The sequence below is a fragment of the Streptomyces sp. V1I1 genome (assembly GCF_030817355.1).
In the GTDB taxonomy this organism is placed as follows: domain Bacteria; phylum Actinomycetota; class Actinomycetes; order Streptomycetales; family Streptomycetaceae; genus Streptomyces.
Genome location: NZ_JAUSZH010000001.1, coordinates 498,194 through 517,192 on the forward strand (window position 1 = coordinate 498,194; position 18,999 = coordinate 517,192).

Genomic DNA, 18,999 nt, shown 5'->3' on the forward strand with positions numbered 1-18,999 from the left:
GAGGGGCGGATGGCTGGTGACGTGGGTCGGGGACAGGTGTTGGTGGTGGATGACGACCCGGCCATCCGGCGTTCGCTGGCGCGTGGACTGCGGTTGGCCGGTTTCACGGTGGCCCTGGCCGAGGGAGGGCGGCTCGCCCTGGTCCATGTGCGCCGGGGGCCGACGGATGTGGTCGTGCTGGACATATCCATGCCCGATCTCAGCGGAATTCAGGTGTGCCGGGCGCTGCGCGACGACGGTAACGACGTGCCTGTGCTGATGCTTTCCGCGCTGGATGAGACGACGGACCGGATTGCCGGGCTGCAGGCGGGTGGCGACGACTATCTGGTCAAGCCGTTCGCGTTGCAGGAGTTGGTGCTGCGGCTGGAAGCGCTGTTGCGTCGGCGGCCGCCGAGGGCCACGGACGTGGTGCGCATCGGCAATCTGGTGCTGGATCCCGCGGCGCGCGAGGCGCGGCTGGGCGATGAGTTGCTGACGCTGACCCGGCGGGAGTTCGAGCTGCTGGGGGTCCTGGCACGCAATGCAGGGATCGTGCTCACCCGGAGCCAGTTGCTGGAGCGGGTCTGGGGGTACGACTTCGACGTGCGCACGGATGCCGTCGACACCTTCGTCAGCTACTTGCGGCGCAAGCTGGAGAGCGGCGGCAGGGCACGCATGATCCATACGGTGCGGGGAGTCGGCTTCGTCCTGCGCTCGGACAACGACCACTCGGACAACCATCCCTCGGACGACCATCGCTCGCACAACGGGGGCCGGAGCACGTGAAGCTGTCCACACGTATCGCTCTCGCCGTTGGCGCCACCGTGCCCGTCCTGGTGCTGGCGGCGGGATGGTTGCTGCTCCAGTTGGTCTCCCGTGATCTGCATGCCGAGCAGGACACGCATCTGCGTGAGCGCGCGGTCGTGGTGGCCAAGGATGCCCGGCGGCTGCTGCGGGCCACCGCCGCCGACCGTCCTGCGGTGGTCGAGCAGGCGCGTGAGCGGCAGTTGTACGCCTCAGGCCTGGATGTCGGCATCCGGCTGACCGGACCGCAGGGCACCGTCTCGGGCGGACCGCAGCCCGATGCTTCCGTGCCCCTCCCGGACAGCACGCGCGGGCCGGTCACCGTCGAGGACGGTGCCAGGAGCTGGCGGGTGCTGATGGTCCGCGTGCAGGGCTCGCGTCCTGGTGTCGATGGCACGCTGTGGCTGTTCTCCCCCGATACCACGAGCGAGGACCAGTTGGCTCTCGTACGTCGGCGCGTGGTGACCGTGGCGCTGCTGGCCGCTCCGATTTCCGGTCTGCTGGCTTTGGCTGTCGCCTCACGGGCGAGCCGCCCGCTGCGCCGGCTGCAGCAACGTACGAACGGTCTTGACCCGAGGGCGGATACGGCAAGGCTCGACCACACACGCACCGGGGTCACCGAGGTCGACGATCTCGCCCGGACGCTCCAGACGGTACTTGCCCGCTACGACGAACAGGCCGCCCGGACCACGGGTGCCCTGGCCACCGCCCGGTCGTTCGCGGCCGCCGCGGCGCATGAACTGCGCACCCCGCTGATGAGCATGCAGACCAACCTGGAGATCCTCACCGAGCACCCCGACCTCGGACCGGCGGACCGGGCGGAGGTGCTGGACGATCTGCACAGTGAGCACTCCCGGCTGCTTGGCCTGCTGGTGATGCTGAGGGAACTCGGGCGGGGCGACCTGATCGAGGCCGACGCGTTCGGCCGGGTGGACCTCGCGGAGGTGATCGACGCGTCGGTCGCCGATGCCCGGCGCAGGCATTCCGCGGTGGAGATCACTGTGCCGGTCATGCCACGCCTGAGCGTGCATGGTTGGGAGCCGGGAGTACGGACGATCGTCGACAACCTGCTGGCCAATGCCATGGTTCACGGGCGGGACAGCGACGGACGGGCCCGGATAGAGCTGGGCCTGCGAGGGGGCGGACATCCCGCGGGGTCGGTCGCGGTGCTGACGGTGGACGACCGGGGGCCCGGCATCGCGCCGTCACGCCGTGACACGGTGTTCCATCGCTTCGAGCGCAGGCCCGACAGCCCCGGCTCAGGGCTCGGCCTCACTCTCGTCGCGCAGCAGACCGCCCTGCACGCAGGCCGTGTCCAGGTCCAGGACCGGCCTGGCGGCAGTGGCACGCGGATCGAGGTCCGGCTCCCCGTCCGAGAGAGCAGGCAGACCGAGATCCTCTTGCCGGCCGAGCGGGACTGGCTGATCGGAACTGCGGAGCACCCACAAGGTTTCCACAAGGACAGCTCCTAACTTCTGGGCACGCGCAGGCAACCGGGCCTCGCCCCGTTCGTTCCCGTTGCTGTCGCCATTCCCGTTCCCATTCCCGGAGGAGACACCGTCATGAGGATCGCAAGGACCGCTGCCCTGGCTCTGACCAGCGTCACAGCACTGCTCACCGCCGCGGCAGGCACAGCCTCCGCCGGCGGGGGCACACCATCGCCGGACACCGCGCCCACCGGTGACGGCGCGCAGGCGCTGTGCAAGCGGGTACCGAAGATCGAGAAGCGTCTTGAGCGGGCACTGGACCGCCTCGACGGGGATGCGACGCAGCGCGGCTCCATCGCCCGGCTGGAGAAGCGGGTGGAGAACGCCAAGGCGGCCGGTCACACCGAGATCGAGACCTTCCTCAACGACAAACTCACCTTCCGCCGCTCCCTCGTTCCCACGCTCGAGAAGCGCCAGAAGGACCTGACCGCAGTCAAGACCTGGTGCAAGGCGAACAACAACGGGAGCGAGAAGTGATGCCCTGCCGACGTACGGCTACGGCCGTCGCGACCGCCCTTGTGCTCCTCACGGCCCTCACCGGCTGCGGGCAGGACAGCGCCGGGAAGGGCAGCGGACCGACCGACGGCACCGTGACCACCGGACCGTCGGATGTCACCGAGATGAAGAAACTCGTGGATGCCGCCGAATCGGCCGCCGCCGCAGCGGAATCCGCGGCGGCGGAGGAAGGGCAGGACTGACCCGTCGGCTCAGTATCCGGCCGGGCGCACCAGTCCCGTCTCGACCCGGCTTGCCGAACCGGCAACGTTTCTCGCGACCGCCACGGCGCACACCCATGATCGTGGTGGAGGGCGCGAGCAGGTCCCGCCGACGAGGGTGCCCTCCATGGCCCGCACGACGTCACCAAAGCTCCAGGAGGACACATGTCGCAGCCCGCCCCTTCGGCTTCTGCCCCGGTGCCGGATGCAAAGCACCGATTGCTGGAGGTCCCCGGTGGTCGTATCCATCTGGTGGAGCAGGGCAGCGGCCCTATGGTCCTCCTGGTCCATGGATTTCCGGAGTCGTGGTATTCGTGGCGCCACCAGCTCCCGGCTCTCGCCGCGGCAGGCTTCCACGCGGTCGCCATCGACGTCCGCGGTTACGGCCGCTCGTCGAAGCCTCGCGAGGTGGAGGCGTACCGGATGCTGGCCCACGTCGCCGACAACGTCGGAGTCGTGGACGCTCTCGGCGCACAGACCGCGGTGGTCGTGGGCCACGACTGGGGTTCACCGATCGCCGCCAACTCGGCGCTGCTGCGGCCCGACATCTTCACCGCCGTCGGGCTGCTGAGCGTTCCTTACTCGCCGCGGAACGGGTTCCGGCCCACCGATGCGTTCGCCCGGAACGGCGGGAACGAGGAGTTCTACGTCAGTTACTTCCAGGCGCCCGGACGGGCCGAGACGGAGATCGAACTCGATGTCCGTGCCTGGCTGGCGGGGTTCTACGCCGGGCTCTCCGCCGACAGGATGCCACCGGCCGGCGAAGGCAGTCTCTTCTTCGTCCCCAAAGACGCAAAGCTCTCCGACCGCTTCGTCAGCGACACCTTGCCCTCCTGGCTCACAGAGGCTGACCTCGACTTCTACGCAGCCGAGTTCGAGCGGACCGGACTGACAGGGCCGCTCAACCGCTACCGTAACGTCGACCGGGACTGGGAGGACCTCGCCGCATGGGACGGGGCACCGATCACCCAGCCGTCGCTGTTCATCGGAGGGGACCTCGACGCCCCCACCACCTGGATGGCCGACGCCATCAAGGCCTACCCGACGACCCTCCCCGGCCTGGTTTCCTCGCACATCCTTGAAGGCTGCGGGCACTGGGTGCAGCAGGAGCGGGCCACCGAGGTCAACCGGATCCTGGTCGACTGGCTCCAGTCCCTGCCCGCCTACGCACCGCCGCTGCACGCGTCATCCTGAGACACCCCCGTATCCCCGCAGCGGGTCACATGTCACGGGCCCGGTCGCGCCAGAGCGCGACCGGGCCCGTGACCTCACATCACCCTGACCAGTGGGATGTCAGGGGGCGTTGATCAGGTCATGAGGAGGGACGGTCACCTTACGGGCACCCGTCTTGCCGCTCAGGACGACCTTGCGGAGCGCGACGTTGTTGTTCAGGTTGCTCTCGTAGAGCCGCTTTTCGGGGTTGGCGATCACCTGGATGTAGTACGTGCCGTTCGGCAGATCGGTGACGTCGAAGGACTGGCCTGGACGGTACTGCGTGTACGTGTCGCCGGAACCGACGTCAAGCACTTCCCGTACGGAAAGCGAGCTCTGCTGGCCGCAGGCGGTGGACAGGTCCGTGTTGTTCGGGTGCCAGTTGGCGTTCTTCACCGTGTAGTCGATGGCGTCGGTGTTGGCGAGGCAGAAGGCTTCCTTGCCGCTGCGCACGATCTCCTTCTGGTTGGCGCCGAGCAGGCGGTAGCTGGCGAAGTCGGTGAAGTGCCAGTGCTCGTGGCCCACGCGAGGGTCCCACTCCATGGTGCCTGTGGGCGAGTAGCCGACCTGCTTCCCGGAGGCGTCGTAGAAGTACTGATAGGCGTCCATCAGGTCCTTGCCCGGGCTGCGGAAGCCGTCCACGACCAGCGGTGCCGGGCCCGCGTTCCACACATTGGCACTGAAGACCATGTAGTCCTTGCCCGGGACGTCCCCGTCCTCTCCGTCAGAGATACCGATGTCCCAGGCGGGCAGCGAGCGGAGGTCGGGCTTGGGTACGTTCGGCACGCTCGCCCGGCCGGTGGGGCGCTTCGCGTTCGCCTTCAGCGCGGGGGCGATCCGGGAGCCGTCGGTGTGCCCGGGCCCGTCGCCCAGATGCGCCATCGAGCGGCCGGACTTGAGCGCGTACGGCAGTGCGGGCGGCGCGGGGGCATCGGCGCCGCGGCCCTCGTGGTAGGCGTGACCCGACCCGTTCGTCGCCTGCCCGGACGGCCCCGCTCCGTGGCCGGAGTGTCCGGAAGCCATGGAATCGTGCGAGCCCCCGGCCGCTGCGCCTGGGCCTCCCTCCTCAGGCTTGCGTTCGCGTACGGTCACCTTGAGCGTCTTGGGCTCGTCCGGCAGATTGAACAGGTCGCGGTAGACCTTCGTCACGGACACCTTGGCGGTGTACTTCCCGGCCGGCACGTCCACCGGGCTGGAGTAGTAGCCCGCATAGGTGTTGGACGCCCAGCCCTTCTCCACACCCCATACCGAGCCCAGTGTGAAGGGGTTCGTGGGACAGCTTTCGGGATACTTCGAGTTGGCCGGGGCGTCGGGGCGGATGCGGCCGGACGCATTGTTGGGACAGAAGGTCTCCGTCCGCTTCGCCACTACCTTGCCGCGGGCGTCGGTGAGGGTGACCTCGACGAAGCCCGGCAGGCCGGAGAAGTCCTTGACCAGACCCGCCGGAAGCGTCCTGGTCCGGGTCTTCTTCCCCTCCCGGATGATCTGCTTGGCGACGAGGGGGTCCTTGTAGGACTTACGCGTCACGTTGAACTCAAGAGGAGCGCCCTCGGAGGTGATGTACGTACCAAGGTCCAGGTACACCCCCGATTCGCCTTCCCACCGGTCGAGGGTCACCGAGGTGGACGCGGCGATCAGACGCAGCTTGGGTGAGGACTCCGCCGCTTTGCCCACGGGCGTGGCGGCTGCCACGCCGGCGACCACGGTGAGGGCTGCGGAGGCGGCGAGCGCCGAACGCCATAAACGATTGCGGTGCTGTCTGGTCATCAGTTCCTCGCTTGCGAGTGCCACTTGGACATGAGGCTGAACAGGCGGCGCACGGGCAGACCGTCGACCGGCTACGGTCCGACGGGTGCTGAGCGGAATCGTGGGCCGGCATGTGAGATCGGGAGAAACCTCCACGGGTTGCCTGCCGACTCGCAAGTTCCTGATCGTTGTCCGGAAACAGATCGCGGATCGCGGATCAAGCCGTCCCGGCGCCATTTCCGCCCCGCGGACGCTCGGTTGTGGTACGGCACAGCCGCGAATGAAGTGGCGGGGCCGACGGAACAGATGGGAAGGGCGCGGGTTATCCGTTGGGCGGCGCTGCGGCTGGTGTCTGCGCCCAGTGGACAACCGCCGCGCTTCCATGAGCGGAGCCCACTTTGACAGTTCACCGCCATAATGCTCGGATGACTGTCGACTCCTCCCCTTCCTACTCGGCCTCGGTACAGCGCGTCCGCGTCGTCATCGTGGGCGCAGGACCCGCCGGTCTCACAGTCGCCAACATCCTGCGTGCCGCCTCCGTCGACTGCTAACCTCGCCGTTTCGGTTGGGATGAGGCCGAACGCGAGGCAGAGACACGAAAGTGCCTTCTGAGCTGGGACGATGAACCTTGTCTAGGGGTTCTGTCAGTCCAAGCGGAAGGCACTTTCTGCGTGCAGGGTATCGGTTCTCGTCCCAAGCTCCATGTCTCCGCTGACGGTTTGGGGGTGGTCGGGCATGCCGGGGCACGGTTGCTGGCTGATCTTGCCGATGTCACTGGGCTGACCACCGCGTATTCCACCGCGCTCAGGCCACTTCGGCCGCGCGGCACTGGTCATGACCCGGGCCGGATCGCCACCGATCTCGCGGTGATGCTCGCCGATGGCGGTGAGGCCATCACGGATCTGGCTGTGCTGCGGGACCAGGCAGGGGTGTTCGGCCCGGTCGCCTCCACGCCCACGGCTTGGCGGTTGCTCGCCGACACCGACGACGCCGTACTCGCTTCGCTGCGAGCTGCCCGAGCTTCAGCCCGGGAAGTGGCCTGGCTGCAGGCCGCCGAGACCGGCGAGGGCATACCCGCGGTGACGGCCACAGGGCGCGAACTGCCCGGTCTGGTCCTGGACCTCGACGCCACGCTGATCACCTGCCACTCGGAGAAAGAGCAGGCCGCACCGACCTATAAGGGCAGCTTCGGCTTCCACCCGCTGGTGTGCTTCCTGTCCAACACCGGCGAGGGCATGTCCGGCCGGCTCCGGCCTGGCAACTCCGGAGCCAACACCGCCGCCGACCACATCGCGGTGTTGAACGACGCCCTGACACAGATCCCCGACGCTCACCGGCACGGCACCGAGATCCTGGTCCGCGCCGACAGCGCCGGATCCGCGAAAGCCTTCCTGACCCACATCCGGACCTTGCGCGGGCACGGTCTGGACCTGCGGTTCTCGGTCGGATACGCGGTCACCGAGCCCATCCGCCGCGCGATCCGGACCCTGCCCGAACAGGTCTGGCACCCCGCCCTGGACCAGAACGGGACACTCCGAGACGGCGCCGAGGTCGCCGAGCTGACCGGCATGGTCGACCTTGCCGGCTACCCGGCCGGCACCCGCATCATCGTGCGGCGCGAGCGACCACACCCCGGCGCCCAACTGTCCCTGTTCGATCACGACGAGGGCCTGCGGCACCAGGCGTTCCTTACCGACACCCCCTACTCCGGTGGCGGCTCCGCGCAGCTCCTGGAAGTCCGCCACCGCGGACACGCCACCGTCGAAGACCACATCCGGTGCGGACGGGCGGGGCGGGCGCCGTGGCGGCACCACCGTGACGCACTGCTCGGTCTGCTCCTGGAGCTCGCGCACGACGCGCGCCGTCTCCTTCGGGACCCGCACGAGCACGTCATGGAACCCGGCGGGGCGTTCGGACGGCACGGCGTCCTGCAGCTGTCAGACGACCGAGCCGCTGCGCGAAGTCGTCGAGCGGACCGAGCCCCGGACGCGCACCACGGTCCGCCGGGGCCCTCGAAGGTGTGTCTGCCGGGGGACGCCTACGAGTGGAGGCACCCGCTTGCGCAGTGACGGCAGTACTGCGGGGGCCGGCCAACGCCCGCGTACACGATCGTCTTGCCGCACCAGGAGCACGTCGTCGTCTTCGTTCGCTCTCTCACGACGACCGATTCGCGCACCGCGGAGACGTCGCCGTCGTGCTCCTGGTCGTCACGGTCCGCGCCGGGAAGCTGCTCGGGATTCGTCACGGATGAAATCGTACGCGACCGAAGTGCCAGAGGCGCGGCACTTTCCGGGGCCAGAACAGGAGGCAGGGATGGACAGCGGTGATGAAGCTCGTGTTACCAGAGCCAGCGGGCGAGGTACTCCGGCCAGATGAACTCTTCGTACCCGGCGAATGCCGGCGGGTCGAATTCCTTGAGTTCCGCGGCGAGTTCCTCGCGTTCGGCCAGGACGGTGTCCTCCTCGTGGAAGTCCGCGTTGAGCAGCAGGTCGCAGGTGTCGACGCGCAGTCCGTAGTGGTGCAGGCATTGGAGCCACAGAACAACGGAGGAGTTGGCGAACCAGGCCTCGCCGTCCGGCATCACGTAATAGACGACACCGGTGTCTGGCTCGACGGCCCACGACCAGGTCAGGACGAGTCCGGGGTGGACTGGGCTCTGATTTTCAGCGAGCAGGTAGAGCAGTCGTCCGTCAGCGGTCGCTACCGCTGGCTCCGCTTCCGTCTGGAAGCACACTCGTGTGGGGGGGACGTCGTCGCTGTGGGGGACGCCGACGTCGACAAGGACCGCCTTGTCGGCCTCAGGGATGCGCCACTTGGCCACGGTCTGGCGATGGGCCCGTGTAACGCCTCCCTCACCAGCCCAGTCGACAAGATCGTCGTACGCGAGGCCCTCGTAGAACAGCACAGTTCCCCTTCTCCAGGAGCGCACGCTATCGCCTGAACGACGGGGCCGAGGACCACGCCTGCCCCAGGTCGCCCGGCAGCGCCCGGACGCCGAGGGTCCCGTATAGGGTCACCCATGCCAGCGTCCGCGGATCGCCCAGAATTGCTGCGACGAACAACGCGGCCGGCGCCGTGGCACTGTAGAAGCTTCCTGAGTGCGTCACCGCGGCGGAAAGCTCCCGAACCGCGGTTCCCTGAACCCGCGGATCGTCATCGAGCAACTGTCGAAGGGTCACCGGCGTCCTCGGCGCCACATTCGGGCAGCAGTGCTCCACGGCGTTCCAGTCCGTCCGCAGCAACAGCGCCCGCACGTCCACGAGACCCGCGCTCCCACCCTCGTTCGTCATCCGGCGAGTGTGACAGGTACCTCCAACTGCCACCGCAGAGCTCATCCCCAGGCACAGTGAGCATGGCATCCCACTTCCGCGATCCGTGCTGCGCCGCCATGGCATGAGGACGAGGGGATCGGCCCGGCAGTAACAGCCACCCAGGGCGACGGTCCGGGCGGCGGGTACGCCGCGTCGCCGCCGGACCAACCGACCTCGCTGTGGCCGAACCGCTGTCGGTGTGCTTGCAAGTCGACGGGCGGGTGCGCCCAGGGAGGCTGGGCCGACAGGGTGAAGCGTGACCCAGTGCGCACCCTTTGGGGTTCGCCATTGAGAGGCATGGAGCGATGGCCAGTAGGTGCGTGCAGGCTGGCCGCGTTTTGAATCCGGGGGAGGCCGTTTTCGCTCCCTGAGGGCTGAGTCTCTGACCTGGGCTTCAGGGGTTTTCGACAGATCCCATCACTCTCCGCTCAGTCGGCGAGATGCGCAGCGTGACCATTTCCAGCAAGTGCCTTGCTGACAGGTGGCCTTGACGCTGTGCTCCGGCAGGGTGATGGTCGTGCAATCGAGCGCAATCGGATCGACAGAGGGAGAAGTCATGAAGCTACGTTTCCTTGGGATCATCCCGAACACGCCCGACACGGACTCACCCACTATCTGGCTGGACGAAGACACAGGGGATCTACTGATCCAGTCCTACAAGGCCACGGAAGAAGACGTGAAGTCGTGCCAGGAGATCGGCTCAATTCCCGGTCACTCCACGGACGTTCCGGACCACGAGACGATCATTAGGCTGCCCAAGGTCATGATCCAGTACATCCCCCGACCCGACAGCGAGTAGCAGCGATGACGACACCCGTACACGAGGGTCTGGCCAAGGCGCGGCATTCAGCCGTGCACTTGGAGATGCGCGACGCCTACCAGCCCAGCGACCCGGAGTTCATCGCGTGGCAGAACGGCAAGCGCCTTGACCCCGCTGACCGGTCGTCGTGGTGGCGTCCGTTCCTTGACGTGGTGGCCGAGACGACAGCGCGCGGTGTGGAGATGCGACGTGCCCGGATCGTGTCCGAGCCAGTGACGGACTACATCCACTACGAGTACGACGTGACGCTCCCGAACGTGGTGGCGGGTGAGTTGGTCCGCTGGCTGCCCCGGCGGAAAGCGGCCGACATCGCGCTACCCGGAACCGACCTGTGGATGTTCGACAACTCTTCGGTGCTGTTCACCTACTTCTCCGGGATCGGAGAGGTGGTTGACCGGGAGTGGTGCACGGACGCGCCCGTTGTGGAGTTGGTCCGGTCGGCGTTCGAAGCGGTCTGGGAGCGGGCTACGCCACATGAGGAGTACAAGCCGGTCTGACTGGCTCTCCACCATGCCCGTATCAGGATCATCAAGCGTCCAGGCAGCCCAGCAGGTCCTTGCCGATCGTCTTCGGGAGATGTGCAAGGACTCCGGGTTGGACGGCAAGGAACTCGCCCAGGCGTGCGGGTGGCATCCATCGAAGGTGTCCCGGATCTCGACCGCGAAGACCTCGCCTTCCGCTGACGACATTCGTGCGTGGTGTCGAGCCTGCGGCGCGGAGGATCAGACGGACAATCTCATTGCCTCTCTGCGCGCCGTTGAAGGCATGTGGGTGGACTGGCGTCGGATGGAGCGCGCTGGGCTGCGACGTGCCCAGGAAGCCCGCTTGCCGCTGTACGAGCGCACCCGTTGGTTCCGGTGTTACTCGTCATGGCTCGTGCCCGGACTGATTCAGACGTACGGCTACACCGAAGACGTGTTGCGCGCGGTGCAGCGAAGGCGGGTTGCGGTCGATGACGTGGCCGACGCCGTGGCAGTGCGCATGGAACGTCAGCGCGTGCTGTACGAGGGGATCCGACGCTTCGCGTTCCTGGTTGAGGAGTCGGTCCTACGGAACGGACTTGGCGAGCCGGACACACAGCTTGAGCAGCTTGAACACTTGCTCACGGTCGGCTCACTGCCCAACGTCAGCTTGGGCGTGGTGCCCACCCGTCTCGGCCGGTCACGGATGCCGGTAGAGGGCTTCTGGATCTACGACACGGGACAGGTCAACGTCGAACTTGTCTCGGGCTATCTCACGCTCACGCAGCCCAGCGAAGTGGGCGCGTACGCCGACACGTTCACCATGCTGGCCGACATGGCGGTCTACGGGGCAAGAGCACGCGCGCTGATCACTGCGGCAATGGACTCACTCGGGTGATCGCTCTGCAATCACGTGCAATCGGCTGGGTGTTGAGACTCCGCCGTTCCTCGCGTTGTCACCACACGGACGACGCGAAGGGGTCGGCATGAGCAAGCCAAAGACCTACCCGAGGCAGCCGGTGGAACTGCCGCTGATGACGGAGCCGGAACCTCAGCCGGTACCGGGCTGCGCCGGTTGCACCGAGCTGGCGAACGTCCGGGACCGTGCGCGCGCGGGCGGCGACATGACCACCGTGACGGACGCCAACGTCTTGATGGCGCGGCACCCGGAGGGTCACTGATGGTCGCGTCGGCGGACATCGGCAGGTGCCCGTCATGACGGGCACCGCCAGGCTTCACAGACAGGGACCGACCCCGTTACCGGCCCCGGAGCTTGTGACCCTGATAGACGACCCTGACGGCCCGTACGGGAACTCCCCCGAGGGGTGGTGGACCAAGTACGGCGGCGCGCTCGACGTGTGCTCTGGCGTGGTCTACCTGCCCGGACCGAACTACCCCCCGTGCCGGTTCCCGGAGTGCAAGCGGTGCCAGAGCCGCAGGGAGGCACAGCGGTGAAACGCATCATCGGCCGCTTAGCCTCGATCCACCGACTGTCCCGTGTCCTGTGGATAGAGAAATGAAGAGAGGTGCCTGCTGACCTGCGAAGATGGGAGTTACCACACAACCATCACGCACAATCAGCAAGGCACCTCGTAGATGAAAGTTTCCCACACCCCGGCGGCGGTCTCCGCTGTGTTCGACGACCGGAATCTGATCGCGCAGGCTGGGCTGGTCCCGGTGATGCGGCTGGCCGAGCGGTGCGGTCTGGCGCGGCTGGCGGGCGAGATGGTGAAGCTGCCCGGAGCGAAGAACGGCGCGGGTGCGGCGGCGGACGCCAAGGTCACCAGCATCGTGGGCGGCATGGCCGCGGGCGCGGACAGCATCGACGACCTCGGTGTCCTGCGGCACGGTGCGATGCCGGCCCTGTTCCGAGGGGTCCGTGCCCCGTCCACGCTCGGCACGTTCCTGCGTGCGTTCACCCACGGTCACGCCCTCCAACTCCACGCCGTGCACCGCAGGTTCCTGGCCGCACTGGCCGCGCACACCCCTCTGCTTACCGGGGCTGACGCAAAGGCGTTCATCGACGTCGACTCCACCCACAAACGGGTCTACGGCCGGGCCAAGCAGGGCGCTGAGTACGGCCGGTTCAAGGGCATCCGCACGCTGCATCCCCTGCTGGCCACCATCTGCACCCCACACTCCAGGCCGGTGATCGCCGCAGTACGGATGCGCCGCGGCAAAGCAGCCGACTCCCGCGGCGCCCCCAAATTCGTCAGCGAGGCCCTGGCCACCGCCGCCGAGGCCGGCTGCACCGGCACCCGCATCCTGCGCGCGGACTCGCAGTTCTACAACGCCGGTGTCATTGCCGCCTGCCGCCGGGCCGGCACCCACTTCTCCATCACCACCGGCATGAACCCGTCCGTCAAACGAGCCGTCCTGGCCATCCCCGACGAGGCGTGGCAGCAGATCAGCTACCCCAACGCGGTCTGCGATCCAGAGACCGGGGACCTCATCTCGGATGCCGAGGTCGCCGAGATACCCGCATACACCGCCTTCGCCAGCCGGAAGAAAGCCGAGCGGGTCACTGCCCGGCTGATCGTGCGCCGAGTCCGTGACCTGGACAAACCCGCCGTCGTGGGTGAACAGGGCGAACTGTTTCCGGTCTGGCGCTACCACCCCTTCTTCACCGACAACCCCGCCGCCACTCTCCAGGCCGAGCAGGAACACCGGCACCACGCCGTGGTCGAGCAGGTCATCGCCGACAGCAAAGCCTCCGCCCTGGCCCACCTGCCCTCCGGGCAGTTCAACGCCAACGCGGCCTGGCTCACCCTGTGGGCCATGGCCTACAACCTGCTGAGAGCCACCGGAGCACTGACCTCCGCATTTCACGCGAAGGCGACTACCGCCACGATCCGCGCCCACCTGGTCCAGGTTCCGGCCCGGATCGCCCGCTCGGCACGGCGTATCACCCTGCACCTGCCCCACAACTGGCTCTGGCAGCAAGCCTGGACACGCCTGTTCGACACCGTCCACGGTCCACCCGACCCGGCCTGACAGCCCCTGACCGCCCCGCCCGCCAGGGCCCGACCGAAACCGAACCCGTGGAAAAGCTGGGCAGACCAGCGGATACCACCCACCCATCCCCGGACACCGACCCAAAACCGAATCAGAAACCGGTCTGAAGATCACTCTCAAGCCACGCCGGTGAATCGAGGCTTAGCGTGGCCGGTCTTCGCCTTCGGGGTGTTCGCGCTCTCTGGCGCGGTCATCGCCCTTGCCGCAACCGGCAACCTGTGAGTCCGTCCCTGCCGGACGACCCGAACCTCCCCAACCCCCGCCCAGTTCGGAGACCTGGCAGGGAGGGCCCCAGCTCCGCCCTGGCGGTGGAAGACCAGGACAGCCCACCACCGGGGCGGCCCCACACCACCTACTGAACTCTTCGGAGTGTTGTCGGGGGTGACGTGTGCTGATCCATGCGGTAGGCCGGTGGTATGCGGTACGCGCAGGGTGGCGGACTGACCGCCGAGAGGCGGCGATTACGCGAACGGATCCGGCACGAGGCGGGCGAGCGGTTTGCTCGCGGTGAGAAGTCCGCGGTGATCGCGAAGGATCTGCGGGTAAGTGGGCGTTCGGTGGAACGCTGGCGGCGTGCATGGCGGGAGGGCGGGATGGACGCCCTCGCCTCGGCGGGACCACCGAAACTTCCCAAGCTGTCCGACGGCCAGTTCGCCGAGTTGGAGAAGGAGTTGGCCGTCGGTCCCGCCGAGCACGGCTGGGAAGACCAGCGCTGGACACTGGTGCGGATCAGAGCGCTGATTGCCTGGAAGTTCGGTATCGACTGCTCGATGGCGGCGGTGTGGCGGCTGCTGCACCGGCATGGCTGGTCCTGGCAGTGTGCCGCCCGCCGGGCAGTGGAGCGTGACGAGCAGGCGGTGGGGCTGTGGAAGAAGGACGTGTGGCCGCAGGTGGAACGACTGCGGCGGCGCTCGGGGCCTTCGTCGTCTTCGAGGACGAGGCCGGGTTCTCGATGACACCGCCGCGCGCCCGCACCTGGGGCCGGCGTGGCCACACGCCCGTGGTGCGGGTGCGTGGCCGGTCCTGGCGCCGCTGGTCGATCGCCGCGATGTGCTGCTACCGGCCGGGCGAGTCTTCCCGGCTGATCTACCGGCCGCGCCAGCACCGCAAGCACAAAGGCGCAGGACGCAACAGCTTCGCCTGGACCGACTACCGCGACCTGGTCGTCCGCGCCCATCTCCAGCTCAAAGCCCCCATCGTCCTGATCTGGACAATCTCAACACCCACCGGGCCGCCGGGATGCGCGAATACGCGGACGATCACGACTGGCTGACTGTCGTGCAACTGCCCTCTTACGCACCAGATTTGAATCCGGTGGAGGGCATCTGGTCACTGTTACGGCGCGGACCTCTGGCCAACACCGCCTTCACCGACGACGACCACCTTGAACGCACCCTCCGCCGGGGCTTGCGCTACATCCAGCAACGCCCCGACCTCATCGACGGCTGTCTGGCTGGCACAGGACTCACACTTACCCGCCAACCGACAACACTCCGAAGAGGTCATTAATGCACCAGGCCGCCCGGCAATCGGACCAGGACCCCGACCGGATCTCCTTCACCCGCACCCTGCGCATCATCCGCCGCCATGTCACCGACCAGGCGGCGTTTTCCGCCCTCCCGGCTGGCCCGGGCCCTGGCCACGGCCCTGCGTGAGATCCGTGAACGCCCCCTGCCCCCACGCCGGTTGCGCTCCAGCCCCCGCGTCATCAAACGCAAGATGTCCAACTGGAAACTCAAACGCACCGAGCACCGCAATCCGCCCCGGCCGGATACTCCCCACGTGACGCTGGTCGGGCCGACCAAGACCAGACCCGCCCGCCGGAAAACAACCTAAATCACCGGTATTGCATCTAGCCACCAAACAGCACAGCAGCCTCCGCCGACACCGGCGGGGGCTGCGGCCATGGGGCGCCTTCTTCAAAATTCGTGTGTGGTGTCTCCGGGGCGGCGGGGTGCCACTCCCCGCCGCCGGACGGGGCGGGACCGTTGTCCCGGCCCGCAGGGGTGGCTACTTGCTCAGGTCGAGCCGGATGGGCATCAGCAGGTGCCTGTAGTCCTGACCGACCATGTCGGGCCCCTCGGTGAGCAACACCGGCTTGGTGGTGAGTCCGTCCTTCATCTCGCGGATGTGCGAAGAACGGCTTCCTCGTCGCGGGCCGACACAGCTGGGTCAGTTCTGGCCAGCGCCCCTGAAGGCCACGCGTTGGCCCTGCCGCCGCCACTCAGGCACGGACCCGCCAGCCCCCTGACCAGCACAGACCAACCCATCTGAACCACGCAGTGATGGAGAAATCCCGCACCGATCACTACATTCCAAGACGATCACTGAACTTGCACTTCAGAGCCTCCCCGGCTTCCGACCTTCCACGGAAACCCCAGCTCAGAGACACACCACGCCACAGCAAAAGTCCCGAAATGATCACTAGATCCCCAGGCCAGCGCATCACTCACCTAGTGATCACTAACGGATTTGTCAGAGCTGGGCGCGGCGGCCCAGACGGACCGCCGTGCGCTGGCCCGTCCCGATCTCGTTCCGCACGGCCCCGCGCCCGAGACGTGGGCCCGCCCCAGGCCCCCGCGCACACCTACTCCTGATGAGGACAAGAGCTGATGATCGCTGATCTGGATTACGGGCTGCTGCCCGACGCGAGCGAAGACCACTTCCTGGGCCTGGAGCAGGCGCAGCTCGTGGGAACCGACACGCTGCTGACCACCCGGGACAACATCGAGGCCGTCATCGAGGCGAAGGCCATGATGTGCGTCTACGGGCCTGCAGAGTCGGGCAAGACGATGTCGGTGAACTCCGCGCTGCGCCACCTCGCCCCGGACATCACCCACCGCCTGGAGCTGCGGGCCGGACCGACCCCGCGCGACATCCGGCATGGTCTCTTCCAGGCGCTGGGGCTGCCGGGTGTGCCGCCAGCCCGCCCGATCGAGTTCGACACCCTCCTCAAGGAGGCACTCGCGGAGGAGTTCCGGGTGCTGGACCGGCCCCTTGTACGCGGACCGCCTCGGTCTCGGTGGCGAGCGCCGCGCGCGCTAGGTGCGCGGATCATGGCCGCTTCCTCCCCTCGCGGACGGGCATTCCCACTCCACCACAGCCTCTCCGGGATCGAAGTTGCCGAAGGAGAGCGACTCGAATGCCCGCCCCGGCCCGGTCTGAAGCGCCAGAGCCGCTGACGTGTCATCCGGCGCTACGAAGAACGTGACCACGATGCTCCCGGGCATGATGCCTGACTGCCCAACCGCCCTTCACCGTGATCGGCCGGACAAGCCCCGGGGCGCTGCGCGGTCCGGACGGCCGTGGGGCGGCTGATCCCGTACCCGGATTGAGTAGTTCTACGGATTTCTTCGGCCCGGCCGGCCCGTAGCCTTCGGCAGGCTGGGCGAGTGACTCGCTGCCCCATGTCGTATCGGGAGAGACCTCGGGGCTCCGACGACACACGGCGGAGTGGTCTCTCCGAGGACAGTTTCGGGTGTGCCGGCACACGGCCGACTGCCGTGTGCGGGCCCGAGGAATGCCGAGGTGGTCACGGGTCTGAACACTGATGACAGCCGACCGTCACCCTGCCCAGGGCACCAACCGGTTAGTGAGCGAGGGATGGAACCGTTGAACGGCGCAGGACGAATCATCGACGGGCGGTTCGAGCTGCTGGAGCAGCTCGGCAGCGGGGGCATGGGCACGGTGTGGCGGGCGCGGGACAACGCCCTGCACCGCAACGTCGCCCTGAAGGAGGTCCGACCCGCCGATCCCAGAATCACCGCCGCGACCCCCGGATCCGCCCAGGTGCGGCGCGAGCGGGTACTGCGCGAGGCGCGCGCGCTCGCCCGGCTCAGGCACCCCAACGTGGTGACGATCCATCACATCATCGACGAGAGCCCCCATCCCTGGCTCGTGATGGAGTTCGTCCCGGGACTGTCCCTCCAGGACCGGCTGGCAGCCGGCCGACTGGCCCCCCAAGATGCAGCCCGCATCGGCCGCGACGTCCTGGCCGCGCTGCGCGCCGCGCACGCCGCCGGTATCCACCACCGCGACGTCAAACCGGCGAACATCCTGCTGCGCGACGGTCCGGACGGCACCTCCACCGCCGCGGTGCTCACCGACTTCGGCATCGCCGCCCTCACCGGTACGACCCCTCTGACCCCCTCCGGCGACATGATCGGCTCGCCCGAGTACATGGCACCCGAGCGCATCCGCGGCGCCGAGGACGCCCTGGCCTCCGACCTCTGGTCGCTGGGAATGACCCTGTACGTCGCCGTGGAGGGGACTAGCCCGATGCGGCGCGGCACCAACCTCGCCACCCTTGCCGCGGTGATCGACGAACCGGTGCCGCCACCGGTGCACGCGGGCCCGCTGGCCCAGGTCCTGAACGAACTGCTCGTACCGGACCCGCAGGATCGGCCCGACGCCGCCCGATTGGACGCACTGCTCGCCGAAGCGGCCGAGGGGCCGGACACCGGCACCGGACGACCGGCCGCGGGCACGGCGCGAGCCGACGCCTCGCCCGCGTCGACACCTCATCCGCCTCAGTCTGAGAACCCGGTGCAGGACCAGGCCCCGGGGCGGCGAGGGACCGACGGGCAGCCTGGTGCGGCCGCCGATGCGCCCGATGCACCGGCCCCTCGGCTGGGAGACGGTACGTCCCCTCGTACCACCCGGCGTGGACCGCTGATCGCGGCGGTCGCTGTGGTTGCCGTGGGACTGATCGCCGCGGCCACGGGCTCGGCCCTGACCTCCTCCGCAGACGTCAACGCAGACGCGTCGAACGAGACCGGACACCCCGCGACCGCCGCCGGACCGACGGCGAGCGGAAGCCCCGGGAAGAGCCCCGGCTCCAAAGGCCCAGCTGCGGCCTCCGGGAATTCCGGCTCCGCGGTTCCGTCCGAGGCCTCAGGGAGTCACGGCTCCAAGGATCCGGCCGCGCCCCCGGACGACACCAACCCGCCCGCCTCGAGCCCCGGTTCGACGCCGAAGCCGGCCGAAGCAGGGAAGGGAGGCGCATCACCCGCCCCCATCGACCCGGAGGCCTTCGCCAACGGCTGGATCTCGAAACTCGACGTGACCCCGGTCAGTTCAGGCACGGTGACCCGGGACCAGCACCTGGCCTCCGTACGCGTGCAGGTACCGGAGGCCGAGGTCCTGCGCAGCGACGACTACGCCTCACTGGGCACGGGGTACTGGGTGATCTACGTACCCCGGTCGTTCACCAACGGCACCGAGGCGGTCGAATACTGCCTGGCACGAGGCCGCACCACGAAGGAGACATGCGCGGGCCGCTACCTGAGCCACAATTCGGCGGACCGCCCGCTGGTGTGCGAGCCAGACGGGGAGGGCGGGACCACCGGCCGCTGTACGCGTTCTTGACGCCCCCTGCCGCCTCGCACTCGTAGCCCAACGCGAGCACCGACCGTCATGTTCCTGGCGTATGGGCGCGGCTGCGGGGGC

General features: G+C 68.1%; 17 protein-coding genes and 3 pseudogenes. 16 read left to right on the forward strand and 4 right to left on the reverse strand.

Annotated features, from left to right (window positions below):
- Positions 1-9: 9 nt before the first annotated feature.
- The 5 genes from QFZ67_RS02500 to QFZ67_RS02520 all read left to right on the forward strand — a co-directional run bounded on the left by QFZ67_RS02500 (position 10) and on the right by QFZ67_RS02520 (position 4,180).
- Positions 10-765 (forward strand): response regulator transcription factor, encoded by a 756-nt coding sequence (locus tag QFZ67_RS02500; RefSeq protein ID WP_307659434.1) that lies wholly within the window; start codon positions 10-12, stop codon positions 763-765.
- Positions 762-2,255 carry a HAMP domain-containing sensor histidine kinase gene (locus tag QFZ67_RS02505; RefSeq protein WP_307659435.1) on the forward strand — a complete coding sequence of 498 codons (1,494 nt, stop codon included), beginning with the start codon at positions 762-764 and terminating at the stop codon, positions 2,253-2,255. The genes QFZ67_RS02500 and QFZ67_RS02505 overlap by 4 nt, the downstream gene beginning before the upstream one ends.
- A 90-nt stretch (positions 2,256-2,345) precedes the next feature.
- Positions 2,346-2,747 carry a hypothetical protein gene (locus QFZ67_RS02510; protein ID WP_307659436.1) on the forward strand — a complete coding sequence of 134 codons (402 nt, stop codon included), beginning with the start codon at positions 2,346-2,348 and terminating at the stop codon, positions 2,745-2,747.
- Positions 2,747-2,968, forward strand: a complete 222-nt coding sequence (locus QFZ67_RS02515) for a hypothetical protein (RefSeq protein WP_307659437.1) — start codon at positions 2,747-2,749, stop codon at positions 2,966-2,968. The genes QFZ67_RS02510 and QFZ67_RS02515 overlap by 1 nt, the downstream gene beginning before the upstream one ends.
- A gap of 183 nt (positions 2,969-3,151) precedes the next feature.
- A complete protein-coding gene (locus tag QFZ67_RS02520) occupies positions 3,152-4,180 on the forward strand; it encodes an alpha/beta fold hydrolase (protein WP_307659438.1) in 1,029 nt (342 codons plus the stop codon).
- A gap of 99 nt (positions 4,181-4,279) precedes the next feature.
- Here QFZ67_RS02520 and QFZ67_RS02525 read toward each other — a convergent pair whose 3' ends face one another.
- On the reverse strand, positions 4,280-5,965 hold the full coding sequence (locus QFZ67_RS02525; RefSeq protein WP_307659439.1) for a lysyl oxidase family protein: 1,686 nt from the start codon (positions 5,963-5,965) through the stop codon (positions 4,280-4,282).
- 404 nt (positions 5,966-6,369) lie between these two features.
- Between QFZ67_RS02525 and QFZ67_RS02530 the strand changes: the two are divergent.
- Positions 6,370-6,492 (forward strand): annotated as a pseudogene (locus QFZ67_RS02530) (FAD-dependent monooxygenase); the annotation flags it as partial.
- 93 nt (positions 6,493-6,585) lie between these two features.
- Positions 6,586-7,794, forward strand: a pseudogene (locus tag QFZ67_RS02535) (IS1380 family transposase); the annotation flags it as partial.
- 188 nt (positions 7,795-7,982) lie between these two features.
- On the opposite strand, the gene QFZ67_RS02540 reads toward QFZ67_RS02535, so the two are convergent.
- The 3 genes from QFZ67_RS02540 to QFZ67_RS02550 form a co-directional block, all read right to left on the reverse strand.
- Positions 7,983-8,189 carry a hypothetical protein gene (locus QFZ67_RS02540; RefSeq protein WP_307659440.1) on the reverse strand — a complete coding sequence of 69 codons (207 nt, stop codon included), beginning with the start codon at positions 8,187-8,189 and terminating at the stop codon, positions 7,983-7,985.
- A 93-nt stretch (positions 8,190-8,282) separates the two neighbouring features.
- Positions 8,283-8,849: an SUKH-4 family immunity protein gene (locus QFZ67_RS02545; protein ID WP_307659441.1), complete on the reverse strand. Its 567-nt coding sequence runs from the start codon at positions 8,847-8,849 to the stop codon at positions 8,283-8,285.
- 25 nt (positions 8,850-8,874) lie between these two features.
- Positions 8,875-9,234, reverse strand: coding sequence for a hypothetical protein (locus tag QFZ67_RS02550; protein ID WP_307659442.1), 360 nt, complete (start codon positions 9,232-9,234; stop codon positions 8,875-8,877).
- Between the two features lie 577 nt (positions 9,235-9,811).
- On the opposite strand from QFZ67_RS02550, the gene QFZ67_RS02555 reads away from it, so the two are divergent.
- From QFZ67_RS02555 to QFZ67_RS02600, 9 genes and pseudogenes are all read left to right on the forward strand, one after another.
- On the forward strand, positions 9,812-10,054 hold the full coding sequence (locus QFZ67_RS02555; RefSeq protein WP_307659443.1) for a hypothetical protein: 243 nt from the start codon (positions 9,812-9,814) through the stop codon (positions 10,052-10,054).
- A 5-nt stretch (positions 10,055-10,059) separates the two neighbouring features.
- On the forward strand, positions 10,060-10,572 hold the full coding sequence (locus QFZ67_RS02560) for a DUF6879 family protein (RefSeq protein ID WP_307659444.1): 513 nt from the start codon (positions 10,060-10,062) through the stop codon (positions 10,570-10,572).
- Positions 10,573-10,585: 13 nt separating this feature from the next.
- A complete protein-coding gene (locus QFZ67_RS02565) occupies positions 10,586-11,434 on the forward strand; it encodes a helix-turn-helix transcriptional regulator (RefSeq protein WP_307659445.1) in 849 nt (282 codons plus the stop codon).
- Between the two features lie 88 nt (positions 11,435-11,522).
- On the forward strand, positions 11,523-11,717 hold the full coding sequence (locus QFZ67_RS02570; RefSeq protein WP_307659446.1) for a hypothetical protein: 195 nt from the start codon (positions 11,523-11,525) through the stop codon (positions 11,715-11,717).
- A gap of 415 nt (positions 11,718-12,132) precedes the next feature.
- Positions 12,133-13,530 (forward strand): IS1380 family transposase, encoded by a 1,398-nt coding sequence (locus QFZ67_RS02575; protein WP_307659140.1) that lies wholly within the window; start codon positions 12,133-12,135, stop codon positions 13,528-13,530.
- Between the two features lie 437 nt (positions 13,531-13,967).
- Complete coding sequence (locus QFZ67_RS02580) at positions 13,968-14,507, forward strand: winged helix-turn-helix domain-containing protein (RefSeq protein ID WP_307659447.1); 540 nt, start codon at positions 13,968-13,970, stop codon at positions 14,505-14,507.
- Positions 14,504-15,060 (forward strand): annotated as a pseudogene (locus tag QFZ67_RS02585) (transposase). Before QFZ67_RS02580 ends, QFZ67_RS02585 begins: the two are co-directional and overlap by 4 nt.
- 1,103 nt (positions 15,061-16,163) lie before the next feature.
- A complete protein-coding gene (locus tag QFZ67_RS02595; RefSeq protein WP_307659448.1) occupies positions 16,164-16,733 on the forward strand; it encodes an ATP-binding protein in 570 nt (189 codons plus the stop codon).
- A gap of 421 nt (positions 16,734-17,154) precedes the next feature.
- Positions 17,155-18,918, forward strand: a complete 1,764-nt coding sequence (locus tag QFZ67_RS02600; protein WP_307659449.1) for a serine/threonine-protein kinase — start codon at positions 17,155-17,157, stop codon at positions 18,916-18,918.
- Positions 18,919-18,999 lie beyond the last annotated feature (81 nt).

Coding starts and splice junctions, on each gene's coding strand:
- QFZ67_RS02565 (WP_307659445.1), top strand. CDS start 10,586: ATGCCCGTATCAGGATCATCAAGCGTCCAGGCAGCCCAGCAGGTCCTT.
- QFZ67_RS02555 (WP_307659443.1), top strand. CDS start 9,812: ATGAAGCTACGTTTCCTTGGGATCATCCCGAACACGCCCGACACGGAC.
- QFZ67_RS02580 (WP_307659447.1), top strand. CDS start 13,968: ATGCGGTACGCGCAGGGTGGCGGACTGACCGCCGAGAGGCGGCGATTA.
- QFZ67_RS02570 (WP_307659446.1), top strand. CDS start 11,523: ATGAGCAAGCCAAAGACCTACCCGAGGCAGCCGGTGGAACTGCCGCTG.
- QFZ67_RS02595 (WP_307659448.1), top strand. CDS start 16,164: ATGATCGCTGATCTGGATTACGGGCTGCTGCCCGACGCGAGCGAAGAC.
- QFZ67_RS02500 (WP_307659434.1), top strand. CDS start 10: ATGGCTGGTGACGTGGGTCGGGGACAGGTGTTGGTGGTGGATGACGAC.
- QFZ67_RS02575 (WP_307659140.1), top strand. CDS start 12,133: ATGAAAGTTTCCCACACCCCGGCGGCGGTCTCCGCTGTGTTCGACGAC.
- QFZ67_RS02525 (WP_307659439.1), bottom strand. CDS start 5,965: ATGACCAGACAGCACCGCAATCGTTTATGGCGTTCGGCGCTCGCCGCC.
- QFZ67_RS02550 (WP_307659442.1), bottom strand. CDS start 9,234: ATGACGAACGAGGGTGGGAGCGCGGGTCTCGTGGACGTGCGGGCGCTG.
- QFZ67_RS02515 (WP_307659437.1), top strand. CDS start 2,747: ATGCCCTGCCGACGTACGGCTACGGCCGTCGCGACCGCCCTTGTGCTC.
- QFZ67_RS02600 (WP_307659449.1), top strand. CDS start 17,155: ATGGAACCGTTGAACGGCGCAGGACGAATCATCGACGGGCGGTTCGAG.
- QFZ67_RS02560 (WP_307659444.1), top strand. CDS start 10,060: ATGACGACACCCGTACACGAGGGTCTGGCCAAGGCGCGGCATTCAGCC.
- QFZ67_RS02510 (WP_307659436.1), top strand. CDS start 2,346: ATGAGGATCGCAAGGACCGCTGCCCTGGCTCTGACCAGCGTCACAGCA.
- QFZ67_RS02520 (WP_307659438.1), top strand. CDS start 3,152: ATGTCGCAGCCCGCCCCTTCGGCTTCTGCCCCGGTGCCGGATGCAAAG.